The organism is Acidovorax sp., assembly GCF_046294525.1.
In the GTDB taxonomy this organism is placed as follows: Bacteria; Pseudomonadota; Gammaproteobacteria; order Burkholderiales; family Burkholderiaceae_C; genus Acidovorax.
In genome coordinates, this window is record NZ_JBKBKQ010000010.1 from 47,681 (window position 1) to 65,081 (window position 17,401).

Sequence of the window (17,401 nt, forward strand, 5' to 3'; positions counted from 1 at the left end):
CAGCTGATGTGCATGCATTGGTTATCGGGTACGATGACTGTATGAAAACACAGTTATTGGGGTGGTTTTGCCACGCGAAGCCAGCCCGGTATTCATACCGCCATGGCACGCACGTTCACCGACATCTCTGACATTCCCGCTCCGCCGGAAGAGGTGCGCATCCCCGTGCAGGCCATCCGTGGGCGCGGGGCGGCCAGCACCCTGGCGCACCGGTTTGCACGCGATGTGCGCGAAGTGGCCGACGACGGCTGGGGCCAATCGCCCGGCGAGAGCGAAGGCGCAGGCGATGCCCCCGCCACCCCCACCGCCACGCGCGTGCAATTCGAAACTGCACGCAGCGCTCTCTGCGCCAACGACTCTCCCGACATCTTCTTCGAGCTGTCGGTCAACCCCTACCGCGGTTGCGAGCACGGCTGCATCTACTGCTACGCCCGGCCCACGCACAGCTACCTCAACTTCTCGCCGGGGCTGGACTTTGAAACGCAGATCATCGCCAAGCAGAACATTGCGCAGCTGCTGCGCAGCGAACTGTGCGCTCCGCGCTACGTGCCGCGCCTGGTGAACATCGGATCGGCCACCGACTGCTACCAGCCTGTGGAGCGCGAGCTGAAACTCACCCGCGGGCTCATCGAGGTGATGCGCGATGCGCGCCACCCGTTCTCACTCATCACCAAGTCCAGCGGGGTGGAGCGCGACCTGGATCTGCTCGTCCCGCTTGCCGCGCAGCGCCTGGCTGCCGTGTACGTCACCATCACCACGCTGGACGCAACCCTGGCCCGCCGCATGGAGCCCCGCGCCGCTGCGCCCCACCGGCGCCTGCGCACCATCCGCGCGCTGGCCGAGGCGGGCGTGCCCGTGGGCGTGAGCGTGGCGCCGCAGATTCCGTTCATCACCGACGACATGGAGCAGGTGCTGGAAGCCGCCCGCGACGCGGGCGCGAAGAGCGCCTTCTACACCGTGCTGCGCCTGCCTTGGGAGCTGGACGCGCTTTTCCGCGAATGGCTGCAGGTGCACTACCCCCAGCGCGCCGCGCGCGTGATGGCACGCGTGCAAGACCTGCATCACCTGAGCGACGCCGAGCGCCGCGCCGGCAAAACCTACAACAGCGACTTCGCCACGCGCATGAAAGGCACCGGCCTGTGGGCTGACCTGGTGCGCCAGCGCTTTGCCTCCACCTGCCGCAAGCTGGGCCTGAACCGCGAGCGGGTGGAACTGGATCTGGGCCAGTTCCGCCCCGGGCTGCTCACGGGGCAGACCAGTCTGTTCTGACGCGGCGCTGGTCGCGCCCGCTGAGATGCTCCTGCGTGTGGAGAAATAAAAATTTGAGTCTTTTTGGCCTCTAGCGCTTATCCATAAAACGCTAGGAGCTATAAAAAATGTAGCGAATGCCGGCTTGCTTTGGGGGTGGGCGCCCCAACCCGTCACATCGCCCACAATCCCTGCACCACCTGCGTGTACAGCGGAATTCCCAGCACGATGTTGAGCGGAAATGTGAGTCCCAGCGACAGGCTCACATACAGCGACGGGTCAGCCTCGGGGATGGCATAGCGCACCACAGCGGGCACGGCGATGTACGACGCGCTGGCCGCCAGCACCATCAGCAGCACGGCGTCGCCAGCCGGTACCGCCGCCACCCAGGCCAGGCCGAGCGCCAGCGTCGCATGCGTGATGGGGCCCAGCACCGCATAGGCCAGCAGCCAGGGCGACTGCTGCCGCACCGCGGGCAGATTGCGCGCCGTGGACAGGCCCATGTCCAGCAGGAACAGGCACAGCATGCCCTTGAACAGGTCGCCCGAGAACGGCTGCATGGCCGCCTTTCCCGCGTCGCCCGTCAACAGGCCGATCAGCATGGCGCCCAGTAGCAGCAACTGTGTCCCATCGGTGAACGACTCGTGCAGGATCTTGCCCATCGACAGGTTCGGCCCCGCTTTGCCACCGCCATGCCCGCCCAGCGTGGCGGTGCCGCCAGCCGCCACGCTCACCAATGCCGGGCTGCCGCAGGCTACCGCTTGCTTTTGTCGCAGCGCATTGGCCAGAAGCACCGCCAGGATGATGGCGGGAGACTCCATCAGCGCCATGGCCGCCGCCATGTGGCCGCCGTAGGCAATCTGCTGCGACTCCAGGTACTGCGTGGCTGTCACAAAGGTCACCGCACTTACCGAGCCATACGTGGCCGCCACCGCCGCCGCGTTGAAGCCCGACAGCACCCGCCTCAAAAGCATGTAGCCCACCAGGGGCACCACCACCGCCAGCAGCACTGCCAGTCCCAGGCTGCTGACCACGCTGGCCGTGAAGCCCGAGGCCGCCAGCGCAAACCCGCCCTTCAGGCCCAGCGCCATCAGCAGGTAGATCGACAAGAACTTCGAGATCGCCGCCGGCATCTCCAGGTTGGAGCGCACCAGGCCCGCAAACACGCCCAGGGCAAAAAACAGAATCGCGGGGTCCAGCAAGCTTTGCATGATTCATTCAACTCCTTCGGCGGCAATGCTATGCAGGGCTGTGAACAAAGTAAAATCGATTCGAATCGGCTTATTTATAGATAAATATCTATGAACATCACGTTCCGCCAGCTGCGCCTGTTCTTGGCACTCGCCGAAACCGGCAGCGTTAGCGCGGCGGCGAAGGTCATGCACGTCACGCAGCCAACAGCCTCCATGCAACTGCGCGAGGTGGCCCAGGCCGTGGGCCTGCCTTTGTACGAAGTCGTGTCGCGGCGCGTGCACCTGACGGAAGCCGGCCACACCCTGGCGCGCACCGCGCGCGCCATTGCCGGCGAGTGGGACGCGTTTGAACAGCGCATCGCGGGCGCCAAGGGCCTCACCCGCGGGCACCTCAAGGTCGCCGTGGTCAGCACCGCCAAGTCGTTTGTGCCCCGCCTCCTGGGCAGCTTCTGCAAGCTGCATCCGCAGATCGACATCTCGCTGGAGGTCCTCAACCGCGACCACGTGATTCAGCGGCTGCGGGCCAACCAGGACGACCTTTACGTCATGTCCATGCCGCCCGCCGACCTGCCGCTCGAAGACCAGATCCTCATGCCCAACCCGTTGGTGGTGATCGCTCCCGCTGCCCACCCGCTGGCCGCAAAAATGCGCGTCAGGCTGCAGCAGCTGCGGGCCGAGCGCTTCATCCTGCGCGAAAAAGGCTCCGGGACCCGCATGGCGACCGACGCCCACCTGCGTCAGGCCGGCTTTGTCCCCAGCACCGTGCTGGAGCTGGGCAGCAACGAAGCCATCAAGGAATCGGTGGAGGGCCAGCTGGGCATCTCCATCGTCTCGCGCCACGCTTTGGGGCCGCACCACTCGGGGCTGGCCGTGCTGAACGTAGCGGGCTTTCCGATCCGATCGCAATGGCACCTGGTGTGGCCCAAGGGCAAGCAGCTCTCGCCGATTGCCGAGGTGTTCCGTGGGCACCTGATGGAAGAGGCCGAAGGCTGGATGGCGCGCGGTTGATGGCGCGGCGCCTCACGCCGGCTTGGCCACCATCAGCCAGAACACCGCCAACAACGCGAGAAGCGCTGGCACGCCCAATGCGACCCGCCACATAAAGCAGCGCCAGAACGCGGGCGGCAGCGGCGCGCCCGCCGTGCTGGCCTGGACGGCCGTGTCCCGCAGGCGCATCTGCAGCCACACCACTGGCAGCCAACAATCCATGGCCAGCGCATACAAGGCGACGGACCCTGCAAGCCACGCCGTGCTGGCGGGCCAGCCGGCTCGGCGCATCATCCACCAGCCCGTCAAGGGCTGCAGCACCTCCGTTGTGGCGGTGAATAGCCATTCGGAACGCATAACCACCGCGACACGTGGGCGATGGTGCGCGGGTCGCGCGCGAGAGCACGGCCGTGAGCAGGTAGAACGCCGATCCGATACCGGTGCCAAACAGCACGGTGGACGAAAGAATGCGCACCCACTTGATCACCAGGTATTCCATGCCGAACCTCGTCTGCGGCCTACCGTTTTTTCTGAAATGTCGCCAGCATCGCAATGGGTGACGAGGCATTGCGCGCTCGCCAGCACGACAACACGCTGGTGGGCTACGCCACCCACCATGCCGCCTCGGTGTTCTGGGCGGGCCTGCTGGTGGCCGCTCTGCAGCGGCGGCCCGAGGGGCGCACACCTGCACGGGTGGTCTCGGGTTGTGTGGCTGCCAGCGGGGTTGCCTGCGTGGTGGACTTCAAGCTCACGCCAAGGCGCTTCACGCCTGGTTTTGAGCACCGCTTGTCCAAGCGCGCGCTGGGCGCCACCTATGCGCTGTTTGCGGTGGGGCTGCTGCTGGGATTGGCGCGCATTGGATATCTACACATGCCGTTGCGCAGCGTAGGGGGCGTAGGCGGAAGCGCTTCTTAACACCCTGTGGATGTGGTTACCTGCCGCAAGTCTCGTCCTACATCGCCAACGCGGATTGCCCCACAACCTCGGTTTTTTGCGCGCCAGAAACTGAATTTGTGCCGACGCCAAACGGCGCATTTTTTCAACTTCACAGGAGATCGAAATGGCAAATTCGCGAGACAACGACCAAGGCCGCAGCAGCACGCAACGAAATCAGGGCAACCAGGCAAGCCAGGGCAGCCGTCAGAGTGGCCAGGGCGGCCAGGGCGGCACTTCTCAGCGGGGCTTTGCGTCCATGGACAGCGAACGCCAACGGGAAATCGCCGCAGCAGGCGGCCGCGCGGCCCACGCCAGCGGCAATGCACACGAGTTCACGTCCCAGGAAGCCCGCCAAGCGGGCTCGCAAAGCCACGGCGGTCAGAACACACGCGCAAGCGGAAGCAACACCACCATGGCCAGTTCGAGCGGCAACACCCGTGGCGGCTCGTCGGAGCAGCATGCCCGTGCCGGCAGCAAGAGCCACCTGGACCGCTGACCTTGCATGCGCTGACGCACGCACTCAGCGTGTGAGCAACGCGCCTTAACCCACAAGGTCAGTTCACTTTCATGGCAACCCATCAGGCTCTCCCGTGTGGAGGGCCTCTTCGTTGCCCCAGCCGTCAAGGGCAGATGCCATGGCCACAACCCCTTTTGAAGAGCTGCAAGCCCAGGCCGAAGCCTGGTGCCAAGAGTTTGAACAGTACAAGGAAGAGTGCAAGGTGTTTGCGGAGCGCCTGCGCATCGACTGGATCGAGTACCTGGGTGCCAAATCCACCGATGTCGAATTCCATAAGCTCGATGAGCACCTGGACCGCATCGCGGACGGGGCGTTTACCTTGTCGCCCCGTCTGCAGGTGGGGGACGACGGGTTTGTGTACTTTGGCCTCACCCTGTTCTTCAAGATGAAAAAACAGTGCCTGGACGAGCACGTGCGCGTGGGCGTGCAGCGGGTAAAGGGCCAGTGGCGCGTGCGGTGGAACCAACTGGAGATGGCGTACGGCGCAGCTGGCTCCCATGACGCGTTCTTTCAAAAAGCCACCGCCACCATTGCGCAGAAATTCACCACGCCCTTTCACCGCAGGCGCGGGCCGCTGGGCTTTGTGCCCATTGTGAGCAATGAACACTTGACCCTGGTCGCGCCCGCCGATGTGCGCGTGGCAGATCAGCATGCGGCCGTGGGGCAGGCCACGGACGGCGCCACGGCGGCAGCGCCTGCTACGTCCGGAGCGCCCGCAGTGCCCGCCAAGAAGTAGTTCAACGGATGCCGTCGTAAATTGCTACATAGCGGCGCGCAGCGGCGGGCCATCCAAAGTGCTTGCGCATCCCGTTCACCTGAATCTTCCGCCAATGGTTCGGCTGGGCCCACGCGTGCAGCATGCGGTCCATGGCGCGGTCGAAATCAGCCTGCGACGGGATACTCATCACAAACCCTGTGCCATCAGACACGTTGGCGCCCGCGTCCGTCACCGTGTCGGCCAGGCCGCCCGTGGACGTCACCACAGGTGGCGTGCCATAGGCCTGGCTGTACATCTGATTGAGTCCGCACGGTTCGAAGCGCGAGGGCATCAGAAAACAATCGGCGCCCGCTTCAATCTGGTGGGCCAGCGCCTCATCAAATCCCAGCGTGACATGCACCTGACCGGGGTGGGCCAACGCCAGCGCCTTCAAATCTGCTTCGAGCAGTTCTTCGCCGCGGCCCAGCACCACCAGCTGCGCGCCACGCGCCAGCAGTGCTGGTGCGCCAGCAATCACCATGTCCACCCCTTTTTGCGCGGTGAGGCGGCCGACCAGGCCCAGCAGCGGGCCGCTGGCTTGCTTCAGGCCACATCGCTTGCGCAGTGCTTCCTTGTTCAGGGCTTTATCGTCCAGGGTGTCCGCCCCATAGCGCACGGGAATCAATGGGTCCACCTGGGGGTTCCAGACCGCCTCGTCGATGCCGTTCAGAATGCCGTGGAGCCTGGCAACGCGTGAGCGTAAAACGCCGTCCAGCCCAAAGCCCAGCGCGGGCTGCTGGATTTCGCGCGCATAGGTCGGGCTCACGGTGGTGATGGCGTCCGCAAACTGCAGCCCCGCCTTCAGCATGGACAGCTGGCCCCAGAACTCCACGCCCTCCATGCCCCGGCAGCTGGGCGGGATGTCCAGCAGGTCGCAGGCGTCCATGGGAAACACGCCCTGGAAAGCGAGGTTGTGGATGGTGAGCACGCTGCGCGCTACCCCGTGCTGGCCTGCGAGGCGCGCCTGGTGCAGGTACAGCGGGGCCAGGCCGCAGGGCCAGTCATTGGCGTGCACGATGTCGGCGCGCCAGTCGAGGGGGCTGTGCTCGGTGCCTAACAGGGCCGCCACGCGGCTCAGCAAGCCAAAGCGCTGGGCCTGTTCATGCAACGGTGTGTGGGCGGGTTCGCCATAGGGTGTACCGGCGCTGCCATACAGGGCCGGGCAGGACAGCAGCACACAAGGCATGCCGTCGGCCGCAGTGACACGCAGCAGCTGGGCTGCGGGCCAGGGGCCAAAGGCGGGCAGGGGCACGATGGACTGGATGCTGCCATCGACGGCCATGCCGCCATATGCGGGCATGAGGATGGCCACGTCGTGGCCCAGCGCACGCAACGCGCGGGGCAGGGCGGCGCTGACATCGCCCAGGCCGCCAGTCTTGACCCAAGGCGCGCACTCGGGGGTTGCAAACAGGATGTTCATGAGGGTTCAAAGTGCGCCACGAGGATGGCAAACGGCAGCCGCGCGCTGCCAGGTTCCACGGGGCCCAGCACCCTGCTCAGCGGCAGCGCATCGGCAGGCTCCAGCCACTCGCCGGTCAACCAGTCGCGCCATCGGTCGGCGCGCGCCAGCACCGGGTGGGCGCTGGCCAGGGCCACGCGGGTGGCGCCCCAGCCGCTGGCGGCCAGCCCCGCAAACAAGCGGCCGCAGACCACCACCACCGCGTCGTTCTCGGCAATGCGTGCAAACGCCAGGGCATGGGCCTCGGCGGGCCCATCCACCGCCAGGGGCAGGTACAGGCCGTCGCGGAAGAGCGTCGCTCGCTGTCTGCGCAGCTGCAGCAGGCGCCAGGTCACCAACTGCTTGGCAGCGTGGGGCATGGCCGGCCCATCACCCAGCACGCGGCGCCAGTCTGCCTGCTCTGGGAAGCGGCTGTTGCTCTGGTACAGCGCCTCCAACGGCTGCAGGGACTCCGCCATCGCAGCCAGGTCCACTGGGCGGCGGTTGTCCGGGTCCACCAGCGAGAAGCTCCAGGTTTCGCAGCCCTGGTAGATGTCAGGCACGCCGGGAGACATGAGCTTGAGCGCCAGCTGGACCAGGCTGTTGCGGAAGCCCCAGGGTGCAATGCGCTGCACAAAGCCCTCCAGCACGCTCACAAAGCCCTCGGTGGACAGTACTTTCTCCACGTAGTTGCGCATGGCGGCTTCGTAGGCCTCGTTGGGGAAGAGCCAGTTGCTGACCAGCTTGGCCTCGCGTAGGGCTTTCTCTATGTAGCGTTGGATGCGCTGCGCCAGGGCCTGCCGTTCGTCCGTGCGCGTGGCGTGGGCGGGCCAGATGCCGACCATGGCCTGGTACAGGCCCCAAAGGTCGCGCGGGAGGGGAGCGCGCCGCCCGTCCACTTCGGCCTCAAAGCGCTGGCCAGCGGCTTGCAGCGCCTGCACCGTGGCGTGCCAGGCATCGGGCATCTCGGACAACACGTTGAGCCGGGCGCGCACATCTTCGGACCGTTTACTGTCGTGTGTGGATGTGGCCAGCAGGCCATGGGGGCTATGGCGCGCACGCTGCAGGTTACCTTGGTGAAAGGCCGCCACCGAGACGCCAAAACGCTGCGGCTCGGCCCCCACGTCATTGAGCGAGACCAGCCGCACATAGCGGTAGAACAAGGTGTCTTCGATCGACTTGGCCATGACTGGCGCCGTGAACTGCTGCCAGCGGCGCACAAAGCGTGCACGCAGTTCGGGCTCAGGGCCCGTCTCGCCCAGCAGTACTGCCTGCAGGTACGCCAGTACGCCGCCCTCGGCCGACCCCAGCCGCCGTCGTGCAGCGCTCACGGCCCAGGCGATGTGCTGGCGGTCGGCCTCGCTGGGCGGGGCGCCATCGGGCACCACGTAGGTGCGGTACACCGGAAACTGCGCCGCCACCTCCACCAGGGCCACGCGCAGCTGGTTGCGCGTGAAGTCGCAAACCGAGCGGTCGGCCTGCGTGATGCGGCTGAGCGTGTGCACCAGCCATGCCATGTCACTGAACAGCGCCGACTCGATGATGAGGCGCTTGCATTCGTAGGCAGCGTCCTCGAAAGGCTGGATATCGCCGGTAAAGTCCTTGTACAGCGCATCGAAGTGCGCGTGCGCGTCCGCCGCAACCAGCACGCCATTGACCAGGGTGCTGAAACGGTAGCCCGTGCCGCCGTGCACCTGCCAGTCGGCGGGCAGTGGCTCGTGGTCGGCCATGATCTTCTCGACCACCAGGTACAGCGCCTGCGGTGGCCGGCCCCGGGCGCTGCGTTGCGCTACGTGGCGTTGCTGCAGACGCTCGAAGTACCGTGCAGGGTCGGCCAGGCCATCGGGGTGGTCGATGCGCAAGCCCGAGACCTTGCCCTCGGCAAGCCAGCGCATAGGAAGCGCATGCACGGCCTCGAACACGGTCGGGTCCTCCATGCGGATGGCCGCCAGGCCGTTGATGTCGAAAAAGCGCCGGTAGTTGATGTCGTCCCCCGCCACGCGCCAATCCGCCAGGCGATAGGCCTGCGCCTTCAGCACGGTGTCGAGTAGGTCGTAGCGGTCGTCCGCGCCTGCTGGCCCTGCGGCACCCGTTTGTCCGTTGACACGGGTTACGCAGGCTTGGACCCAGTCCTGCACCCAGGGGCGGGTCTGCGCCAGCTCGGCCAGCCGGCGCTGGTACAGCGGTGCATCGCGCAGGCGGGTGGCACGCTGCGAAGGGTCTTCGCAGTCGCGCACAGGCAGTTGTGCCAGCGCGTCCACCAGCGATTCCACCTCGGCCCGCTCGTCGGCCGGTGCGGCTGCGGGCACGGCCACCGACCCCAGCACCTGCGCATAGCTGCGCGGGTCCAGTGGGAACACATGGCTCCAGTAGGCCACCTGCAGGCGGCCCTGGGTGGCATCAAAGCGCAGCTGCAGCTCTCCCGCCTCCAGCAGCTTTCCGTAGTGGTCGCCCAGCACGGGCAGCAGCACGCGGCGCCCGGTCTGCGGGTTGGCAGGATGCCATTCGATGTCGAACGTGGCGGCGTACGGCGACGCCTCGCCGTGTTCCAGCATGTCCTGCCACCACAGGTTCGCCGGGTCCTCCACGCCCATGTGGTTGGGCACGATGTCCAGCACGTGGCCCATGCCCCGGTCGGCCAGGGCCTGGCACATCGCCGCGTGCTCCGCGTCGGTGCCGATCTCTGGGTTGAGCACCGTCGGGTCCACCACGTCGTAGCCATGGGTACTGCCTGCGGCCGCCTTCAGGTAGGGCGAGGTGTACAGGTGGCTCACGCCCAGGGTGTGCAGGTACGGGACAGCGGCTGTGGCTTGCGCAAACGTGAAGTCGCAGTGGAGCTGGACGCGGTACGTGGCCACGGGCACATCGGCCGAGCCCAGGGGCGGCAGCGCATCGGCAGGCGTCACCGCAGCGGCCCGCCGCCGGCCTTCCACCGCCTGGGTGATGGCGTTGAACCAGGGGCTGCTCGCCAGCGTCTCCAGGGGCACCGCCAGGCGCTGGCGCCAGTTGGGGTAGCGGTCTTCGGTGGTGCCCGGCACGTTGAGCTGTTCGCGCTGCCCTGCCAGGTCTTCCAACTGCACGCCCAGCAGCATGCACGGCGTGCGCGCCAGATAGGCATGCACGGCCGCGGCCAGGACCGGTGTCATCTCGGGGGCAGACTGCGCATCCAGCGTCACGCCCGGCGGCAGCAGCTGCTGCGCGTCGAGTGCGGCGAGCAACTGGGTGCGATCCTGCGCGCGCGCCAGCTGGGCCTGCACACGGGCGTCCATGTCGTCCAGCCAGCCCAGCGCTTGCTGAATGGCAATGTCGTCACCCCCCCAGAAGCCCTTGAGCGTGGGCAGGTCGTGGGTGCTGACCACCGCCAGCGCCTGGGGCTGCCACTCGGCCGGAGGGCGAAAAGCACCGCCTTCCAGCCGTTCGAACACCAGCGGCTTGTACGAAAGCAGCGCGTGTTCAGCCATGGCCTCGCGCATGCGCGGGGCCACGTTGCCCAGGTCTTCGCCTATGACCATGCATTGGTGGCGGTGGCTCTCGATGGCCATCACCGCGACCAGTGCTTCCAGCGGGTAGCGCACGTAGGTGCCCCCGCCGGGGCCGTTCCAGTACAGGCGCATAAGCGCCATGGCATGGTCCATGCGCAGCGCGCCGGCAAAGCGCATCGTGCTTGCCAGCAACTGCCGGAACGGACGGAGGTGCGCGGCACTGAGGGCCACCGGGTTGACGGGGGGAAGGCCCCAGTCCTGGCCCTGGGTGCTCAGCGGGTCGGGCGGGGCACCGACATTCATGCCGCGAGCATGCAGGCCGGGCCACATCCAGGTTTCCGAGCCTCCATCGCTGGCGCCCACGGCCAGGTCGCAGTACAGGCCCAGCGCCATGCTGGCGCGCGCCTGTTCAAACGCGTCGGTCAGTTGCGTGTGGGCCAGCCACTGCAGCCAGTAGCGGTAGGCAACGCCCTCGGCATGCTCGCGGACGAACGCCTGCACAGCGGGGCTGTGCGGGTCCTGCAGCTCGTGCGGCCACGCTGGCCACCCCCACACCGATGCATCGCGTGCACCCAGCTCTAGCTGGATGGCCTCGTAGCGCGCATGCAGGCCCAGCGTAGCCTGGTGCTCGGCCATGAAGTCGTCAAAGGCTTGGCCGCGCGTGGTGCGGGGGTGCCAATGCCGGTCCTGAAAGTCCCGCCACAGCAAGGCCAGCATCGGCTCCTTGAGTGCGGCCACCTCGCCATAGCGCACGGTGGCGCTGGCCCGCACGGCATGCAGGCGCTGTTGAAAGCTGTTGTCCGCCAACAGGGCTTGGGCGGCTGCGCACTGCGCATATTCGGGCACCGCCGTCACATCAATGTGCAGCACGTTCAGCGCCAGACGGCTGCTGGGGCTGTAGGGGCTGGCGCGCTCAGGGTGTTCGGTGCGCAATGCATGCAGCGGGCTCACCCCCACAAAGGCCGCACCTTGCGCGGCGGCAACGCGCACCAGCGCGCACAGGTCGGTGAAGTCGCCGATGCCCCAGTTGCGCTCGGACCGCAACGCGTACATCTGGGCCGTGATGCCCCACCAGTGCTCTCCCGCTTGCAAGCCCTGCGGCAGCCAGCAGCACCGGGGCGCGACGATGACGAGGCGATCGCCCCGCTGCGTGCGCAGCAGGTAGTAGCCCGACTCCAGCGTGGCGGGTAGTGCCACTGCCATGCCCCTGCCTTCCAGCAGCACCGAAGCGGGGTTCTCTTCGGCCAGCAACTGCCAGCCCTCTTCGGCATTTAGCGGCACCTCGGCGGCTTGTCCTTGCGCCACGATGATGGGATCGGCGGGCGCGCCGTCCGCGGGTTCGCCCATGGCGGCCAGCGCCCGGGCCAGTACTTCAGGGCTCACGGTCTGGTCCTCGCCCCAGAAGCTTGTAAAACGGGTGGAAATGCCGGCGCGCTCCGCGCGGCGGCGCAGGGCCTCCAGGTCGAGCACCTCGGGGGCGGGAGTTCCCTGGCTCATCGCGCACCCTCGACCAAAGTCCACCGGGCGGACCAGGGCGCCCAAGGCTGCCCGTCGCCCGCCCAGCGGTGGCTGAACACGGCTGCCGACCGGGCTAGCGAGGAAGCTGTGGAGGGCGCTGCGGTGATCGCGTCGGGTCCAAGATTCATGTGCATTTCCAGGGTGGCTCCGTCTTCGTAGTGCCATGCGGCATGCAGGCCGCTGTCGCCCACCAGCTCTACCGTGTGCGTGCCCACCGTCAGCTGGTGAGCTCTGGGCTGTATCCATGCTCGCCGTGCCGCCAATGCCTGCTGCACCAGGGTGCGCCGTGCCTGGCCTGGAGGTGTGTCGCCTTCAGCCCACCGCAGCTGGCTTGCGGCCAGCGTGGCGGTGTCGCACGGGTCGGGCAGCGCCTTGCCGCCCACGGCAGCGTGGCCAAACTCGCGCATGCGCCCTGCGCGAACGGCCTCGCGCAGCGGGCCGTCCCAATCGGCAAAGTACATAAAAGGGGTGGACGCTGCGAACTCATCGCCCATGAACACCATGGGTGTGGCCGGTGTCAGCAGCGCCAGCAGCAAGGCCAGCTCGGCGCCTTCCGCCGGTACCAGCTGGCCCAGCCGCTCGCCAAAGGCCCGGTTGCCGATCTGGTCGTGGTTGCCTATGAAGTTGACCATGCAGACCAGTGGCACCGGGTCGCCCCTCGCCACGCCCGCCGCGTATGGAAACGCCACGCCGTGGGTGAGTGCACGGGCGAGCAAGGCGAGCGGGTGGTGCGCAAACTTGGCGTAGTACCCGTGTGATTCAGCCGTCAGCGCCACGTGCACAGCGTGGTGGAAATCGTCGTTCCACTGTGCGTCGTACAGGCCTGGCTGGGCGCCGGGGGCCAGCCGTTCGGGCTGGTTTTTTTCGTTCTCCAGCACCAGGTGGATCTGGCGCTCCTCACGGGCTGCAAGTGCGCGCACGCGGGTGCTCAGCTCCTGCAGGATGTCGGGCCGGCTGTCGTCGGCAATGGCATGCACCGCGTCCAGGCGCAGGCCGTCCATGCCGAACTCCTCGATCCAGTACAGCGCGTTGTGCACAAAAAAGTCCCGCACCACGGCGCTGCCCGCCTGGTCGAAATTAATGGCTGCTCCCCAGGGGCTGGTGTGGCTGCTCGAAAAAAACTGCGGTGCATAGGCGTGCAGATAGTTGCCGTCGGGCCCGAAATGGTTGTAGACCACATCGAGGAACACACACAGGCCCAGCGTGTGCGCCTTATCGACAAAGCGCTTGAGGTCTTCCGGGCTGCCGTACGCAGCCTGGGGGGCAAACGGCAGCACGCCGTCATAGCCCCAGCCCCACTGCCCGCCAAAGCTCGCCACCGGCATCAGCTCGATGGCCGTAAAGCCCAATGCCGCGAGTTCGGCCAGCCGATCCATGGCACTGGCGTAAGTGCCGCGTGGCGTGAAGCTGCCCACGTGCAGTTCGTAGAACACCAATTCGTTCCAGGGCCGCCCGCGCCAGCCGCGCGTCCTCCACGCATAGGCGCCAGGATCGGTCAGCACGCTGGGCTCGTGCGGCCCCCAGGGGTTGCTGCGCGATGCCGGGTCGGGCACGGCGAGCTTACCGTCGATGACCCAGCGGTAGGGCGTGCCTGCGCTGGCATCGGCCGCGCTGGCTTGCCACCACCCCTGCTCGCCGCGCGTGGCGGGTAGGGTACGGGCGGCGGCCTGGGGGGTGGACTCGTACCACAGCGACACGCTCTGCGCCTCGGGCGCCCACAGCGAAAAGCGGGCCCCGCCGCTGGCCAGCAGCCGCGCGCCGAAGGGCATGGTGTGGCTGCGCATCATGCGGTGGCGGGTGGCATTGTGGCCGGCGGCGCAGCGGGATCGGATGCGGCATACGGAGCCGTCAGCACCGCCATGGACCGCGGCAGCAAGGTATGCTGCCCGCCGGCTGCCACGGTAGGTGCACCGGCTTCCCTGCCAATGGCTGCCACGCGTGCGTCGCGCGTGTCCACACGCAGCGTCCAGGTCCTGCCGGCCTCCTCGGCAGGCAGCGTGAATATGGCCTCCTCATCGCTGGCGTTGAAGAGCAGCATCACCGACAGCTCCGACTCGGACACGCCTTCCATGACCGCAGCCACGCAGCGCACGGCCGGGTCGTTCCATTCTTCCGCAGTCATGTCCATGCCCCACACGCTGTGCCAGGCCACGGTGACATGGTGGGGCAGCCCGGCCTCGTCCACCGGCCAGACCTGGGGTCGCGCCACGGGCAGTGCGCGGCGCAGGGCCAGCAGCGCCTGGGTGTAGTGCTGCAGTTCCGCGTGGTCTTCGGCGCGGTTCCAGTCAAACCACGACAGGGCGTTGTCTTGGCAGTAGCCGTTGTTGTTGCCCTGCTGGGTGCGGCCCAGTTCATCGCCGCCCAGCAGCAGGGGTGTGCCGTGCGACATGAACAGCGTGGACACAAAGTTGCGCACCTGGCGCGCGCGCAGGGCCAGCACCTCGGCGTCGTCGGTATCGCCCTCGATGCCGCAATTCCAGCTCCGGTTGTGCGACTCGCCATCCTGCCCGCCTTCACCGTTGACCTCGTTGTGTTTCTCGTTGTAGCTCACCAGATCGGCCAGGGTGAAACCATCGTGCACGGTGACCATGTTCACGCTGGCGGTGGGCCGGCGGCGGCGTGGCTGGTACATGTCGGCCGAGCCGCACAGGCAAGCCGCAAAACCTTGCAGGCTGCCGTCGGCATTGGCCCAGTAGTCGCGCACGGCGTCGCGGTAGCGGCCGTTCCATTCCATCCACCCGACCGGAAAGCCGCCCAGCTGGTAGCCATATGGCCCCAGGTCCCAAGGCTCGGCAATCAGCTTGGTGCGCGAGAGCACCGGATCCTGCGCCAGCGCCGCAAAAAACGGGGCTCGCAAAGTGTAGGCACCCGCCGCGTCGCGCCCCAGTGCAGAAGCCAGGTCAAAGCGGAAGCCGTCCACGTGCATCTCTTGCACCCAGTAGCGCAGGCTGTCCATCACCAGCTGCAGCGCTGGCGGGCTGCTGGTGTCCAGCGTGTTGCCGGTGCCGGTGTAGTCCATGCACATGCGGCGGTCTTCGGCTAACCGGTAGTAGGCAGCGTGGTCTATACCCTTGAGGCTGAGCGTAGGCCCCAGGTGATTCCCTTCGCCCGTGTGGTTGTAGACCACGTCCAGAATCACCTCCAGCCCTGCGGAGTGCAGCGCTTTCACCATGGTCTTGAACTCGTCCACGCCGCCATCGCTGCCCGCAGGCGCGGCGTAGCGTGGTTCCGGCGCGAAGAAGCCCACCGTGTTGTAGCCCCAGTAGTTGGCCAGCTGCATCTCCACGAGCCGGTGGTCGTCGATGAAGGCCTGTACGGGTAGCAGCTCGATGCTGGTCACGCCCAGGCGCTTGAAGTGCTCGATGGCCGCGGGCGAGGCCAGGCCTGCGTAAGTGCCGCGCTGGTGTTCGGGCACGCCGGGGTGCGTCTGCGTGAAGCCCTTCACATGCACCTCGTAGAACACCGTGTCGCGCGGGGCGATGCGGGGCGGGGAGTCGTCGCCCCAGTCAAAGCGCGAGCGCACCACCCGCGCCTTGGGCGCTGTGCGGCCATTGTCGCGGGTGCTGCGCACCAGGTCCTGGTCGGGCTGCGCCAGCTCATAGCCAAACTGGTCGGGCGCGCCGCGCACGGGCCGGTCCAGCGCGCGGGCATACGGGTCCAGCAGCAGCTTGGCGCTGTTGCAGCGCAGCCCCTGGGCGGGCTCGTAAGGGCCATGCACGCGCAGGCCATATTTTTGACCCGGCTTGACGCCCGCCACGTGGCCATGCCACACGTTGTCGGTCAGGCAGGGAAGAGCGATGCGCGCCAGCTCCCTGTCGTTCTCTGAATACAGACACACCTCCACGCGCGTCGCCACGGACGAATACACCGCGAAGTTCACGCCCAGCCTGTCGGACGTTGCGCCGAGGGGCCAGGGGCGGCCGCTTGCGACCTGCTTCATGGGGCGTGTGGGAGTGCGTGAGCGGGTGATGAGGTCAGGCAGCGGCCCTGCGGAATGGACGGCGGGCTTCATGCGGCGGCACGAAAGTCATCCACGGCCAGCGCCACCGAGGGGCGCACGCGGTCCACCTTCAGGCCGTTGCTCACCACGCTGCGCGCACGCGCCGGGAAGAACTGGCGCGGCACCACCACAATGCCGCTGTCCGTCACGTGGAAGCGCTTGCGGTCCTGCTCCGGATCAAACCCGATGCGCTCGCCGGGCGGGATGTCGTTGTCCTGGTCGATGATGGCGCGGCGCACGTGCGCTCCCTGGCCGATGCGTGAGCGCTCCATCACGATGCAATGCTCCAGACGCGCCTCGCGCTCCACCATCACCGAGCGGCGCAGCATGGCGTGGTCCAGCGCGGCCCCGTCCACGATGCTTCCCGACCCCACCACCGAGCGGTGGATAAGCCCGTTTTCGATTTGCGCCGACTCGGCCTGGTCCGGGCTCGCGTAGATCGGCCATTCCCGGTTGGTCATGCGAAAGCGCGGGGTGGCGCCCAGGGTGTCGAAGTGCGCCTCGAAATACGCGTCGATGGTGCCCACGTCGCGCCAGTAGCCATGCTCTTCGTACGATGCCGTGCCCGGAATCTGGTTGGAGGTGAAGTCATAGGCCATCAGCCGGTGCGATTGCAGCATGGTCGGCAGGATGTCGCGGCCAAAGTCGCTGTGGCCGGTGGCATGTGCCTTCTTCAGCGCGTCCAGCAGCACGTCGGCGTTGAACAGGTAGTTGCCCATGGATCCCAGCGCATGCGTGCTGCTGCCGGGCATGGGGCGGGGCATGGTCTTGGGCTTTTCCACAAAGTTGGCGATGCGGTGCTGTGCGTCCACCTCCACAATGCCGAACTGGTTGCACTGCGACAGCGGCACAGGCAGCGTGGCCACGCTCACATGCGCATTGCTCGCGCGGTGGAAGTCCACCATCTGGCGCACGTCCATGCGGTAGATGTGGTCCGCGCCGAACACCGCCACGATGTCGGGCTGGAACGACTCGATCAGGTGGATGTTCTGGTACACCGAATCGGCTGTGCCCTGAAACCACTCGGGCCCGTTGCGCATCTGCGGCGGCACCACGGTGACGAAGTGCTGCGGGATGAAGCGCGTCATGGTCCACGAGCTGCGGATGTGCTCGATCAGCGACTGCGACTTGTACTGCACCAACAGGTAGATGGAATAGATCTCCGAATTGACCAGGTTGGATAGCACGAAATCGACGATGCGGTGCTTGCCGTTGAACGGGACAGCCGGTTTGCAGCGCTCGGCTGTCAGGGGGTGCAGGCGGGAGCCTTCACCCCCGGCCATCACGATCGCCAATACGTTTGCAGTGCGTGACATAGCAGTAGC

The 17,401-nt window shown here is 66.9% G+C and carries 12 protein-coding genes and 1 pseudogene; 5 read left to right on the plus strand and 8 right to left on the minus strand.

What is annotated here, in order from left to right; all coding sequences use genetic code 11:
• Positions 1 to 102 precede the first annotated feature (102 nt).
• On the plus strand, positions 103 to 1,269 hold the full coding sequence (locus ACK4HJ_RS11360; RefSeq protein ID WP_409831280.1) for a PA0069 family radical SAM protein: 1,167 nt from the start codon (positions 103 to 105) through the stop codon (positions 1,267 to 1,269).
• Positions 1,270 to 1,421: 152 nt separating this feature from the next.
• On the opposite strand, the gene ACK4HJ_RS11365 is transcribed toward ACK4HJ_RS11360, so the two are convergent.
• On the minus strand, positions 1,422 to 2,459 hold the full coding sequence (locus ACK4HJ_RS11365) for a sodium-dependent bicarbonate transport family permease (RefSeq protein WP_409831283.1): 1,038 nt from the start codon (positions 2,457 to 2,459) through the stop codon (positions 1,422 to 1,424).
• Positions 2,460 to 2,549: 90 nt separating this feature from the next.
• Between ACK4HJ_RS11365 and ACK4HJ_RS11370 the strand changes: the two genes are divergently transcribed.
• A complete protein-coding gene (locus ACK4HJ_RS11370; RefSeq protein WP_409831286.1) occupies positions 2,550 to 3,449 on the plus strand; it encodes a LysR family transcriptional regulator in 900 nt (299 codons plus the stop codon).
• Between the two features lie 12 nt (positions 3,450 to 3,461).
• Here ACK4HJ_RS11370 and ACK4HJ_RS11375 read toward each other — a convergent pair whose 3' ends face one another.
• Positions 3,462 to 3,785 carry a DUF2269 family protein gene (locus tag ACK4HJ_RS11375; protein WP_409831289.1) on the minus strand — a complete coding sequence of 108 codons (324 nt, stop codon included), beginning with the start codon at positions 3,783 to 3,785 and terminating at the stop codon, positions 3,462 to 3,464.
• Positions 3,786 to 3,858: 73 nt separating this feature from the next.
• Positions 3,859 to 3,996, minus strand: a pseudogene (locus ACK4HJ_RS11380) (hypothetical protein); the annotation flags it as partial.
• On the opposite strand from ACK4HJ_RS11380, the gene ACK4HJ_RS11385 reads away from it, so the two are divergent.
• The 3 genes from ACK4HJ_RS11385 (at position 3,981) to ACK4HJ_RS11395 (ending at position 5,617) form a co-directional block, all read left to right on the plus strand.
• Positions 3,981 to 4,343 carry a hypothetical protein gene (locus ACK4HJ_RS11385; protein WP_409831292.1) on the plus strand — a complete coding sequence of 121 codons (363 nt, stop codon included), beginning with the start codon at positions 3,981 to 3,983 and terminating at the stop codon, positions 4,341 to 4,343. The pseudogene ACK4HJ_RS11380 and the gene ACK4HJ_RS11385 overlap by 16 nt on opposite strands.
• A gap of 145 nt (positions 4,344 to 4,488) precedes the next feature.
• Positions 4,489 to 4,860, plus strand: a complete 372-nt coding sequence (locus ACK4HJ_RS11390; protein WP_409831295.1) for a KGG domain-containing protein — start codon at positions 4,489 to 4,491, stop codon at positions 4,858 to 4,860.
• 139 nt (positions 4,861 to 4,999) lie between these two features.
• Entirely contained in the window at positions 5,000 to 5,617 is a 618-nt protein-coding gene (locus ACK4HJ_RS11395; RefSeq protein ID WP_409831298.1) for a hypothetical protein, read from the plus strand.
• A gap of 1 nt (position 5,618) precedes the next feature.
• On the opposite strand, the gene glgA is transcribed toward ACK4HJ_RS11395, so the two are convergent.
• Genes glgA through ACK4HJ_RS11420 form a run of 5 tightly spaced genes read right to left on the minus strand, consistent with a single transcriptional unit; the run spans position 5,619 to position 17,392 of the window.
• Positions 5,619 to 7,058 carry a glycogen synthase GlgA gene (gene glgA, locus ACK4HJ_RS11400; RefSeq protein ID WP_409831301.1) on the minus strand — a complete coding sequence of 480 codons (1,440 nt, stop codon included), beginning with the start codon at positions 7,056 to 7,058 and terminating at the stop codon, positions 5,619 to 5,621.
• Complete coding sequence (gene treY / locus ACK4HJ_RS11405; protein ID WP_409831304.1) at positions 7,055 to 12,055, minus strand: malto-oligosyltrehalose synthase; 5,001 nt, start codon at positions 12,053 to 12,055, stop codon at positions 7,055 to 7,057. Before treY ends, glgA begins: the two co-directional genes overlap by 4 nt.
• Complete coding sequence (gene treZ / locus ACK4HJ_RS11410; RefSeq protein WP_409831307.1) at positions 12,052 to 13,863, minus strand: malto-oligosyltrehalose trehalohydrolase; 1,812 nt, start codon at positions 13,861 to 13,863, stop codon at positions 12,052 to 12,054. The genes treY and treZ overlap by 4 nt, the downstream gene beginning before the upstream one ends.
• Positions 13,860 to 16,088 (minus strand): glycogen debranching protein GlgX, encoded by a 2,229-nt coding sequence (glgX, locus tag ACK4HJ_RS11415; RefSeq protein ID WP_409831310.1) that lies wholly within the window; start codon positions 16,086 to 16,088, stop codon positions 13,860 to 13,862. Before glgX ends, treZ begins: the two co-directional genes overlap by 4 nt.
• Positions 16,085 to 17,392, minus strand: coding sequence for a glucose-1-phosphate adenylyltransferase (locus ACK4HJ_RS11420; RefSeq protein ID WP_409831313.1), 1,308 nt, complete (start codon positions 17,390 to 17,392; stop codon positions 16,085 to 16,087). The genes glgX and ACK4HJ_RS11420 overlap by 4 nt, the downstream gene beginning before the upstream one ends.
• Positions 17,393 to 17,401: the final 9 nt, after the last annotated feature.

What these genes read in the sequence shown, in the direction of transcription:
- ACK4HJ_RS11385 (WP_409831292.1), top strand. Translation starts at nt 3,981, where the DNA reads ATGGGTGACGAGGCATTGCGCGCTCGCCAGCACGACAACACGCTGGTG.
- ACK4HJ_RS11365 (WP_409831283.1), bottom strand. Translation starts at nt 2,459, where the DNA reads ATGCAAAGCTTGCTGGACCCCGCGATTCTGTTTTTTGCCCTGGGCGTG.
- treZ (WP_409831307.1), bottom strand. Translation starts at nt 13,863, where the DNA reads ATGATGCGCAGCCACACCATGCCCTTCGGCGCGCGGCTGCTGGCCAGC.
- ACK4HJ_RS11375 (WP_409831289.1), bottom strand. Translation starts at nt 3,785, where the DNA reads ATGCGTTCCGAATGGCTATTCACCGCCACAACGGAGGTGCTGCAGCCC.
- ACK4HJ_RS11370 (WP_409831286.1), top strand. Translation starts at nt 2,550, where the DNA reads ATGAACATCACGTTCCGCCAGCTGCGCCTGTTCTTGGCACTCGCCGAA.
- ACK4HJ_RS11420 (WP_409831313.1), bottom strand. Translation starts at nt 17,392, where the DNA reads ATGTCACGCACTGCAAACGTATTGGCGATCGTGATGGCCGGGGGTGAA.
- ACK4HJ_RS11390 (WP_409831295.1), top strand. Translation starts at nt 4,489, where the DNA reads ATGGCAAATTCGCGAGACAACGACCAAGGCCGCAGCAGCACGCAACGA.
- ACK4HJ_RS11395 (WP_409831298.1), top strand. Translation starts at nt 5,000, where the DNA reads ATGGCCACAACCCCTTTTGAAGAGCTGCAAGCCCAGGCCGAAGCCTGG.
- treY (WP_409831304.1), bottom strand. Translation starts at nt 12,055, where the DNA reads ATGAGCCAGGGAACTCCCGCCCCCGAGGTGCTCGACCTGGAGGCCCTG.
- glgX (WP_409831310.1), bottom strand. Translation starts at nt 16,088, where the DNA reads ATGAAGCCCGCCGTCCATTCCGCAGGGCCGCTGCCTGACCTCATCACC.
- glgA (WP_409831301.1), bottom strand. Translation starts at nt 7,058, where the DNA reads ATGAACATCCTGTTTGCAACCCCCGAGTGCGCGCCTTGGGTCAAGACT.
- ACK4HJ_RS11360 (WP_409831280.1), top strand. Translation starts at nt 103, where the DNA reads ATGGCACGCACGTTCACCGACATCTCTGACATTCCCGCTCCGCCGGAA.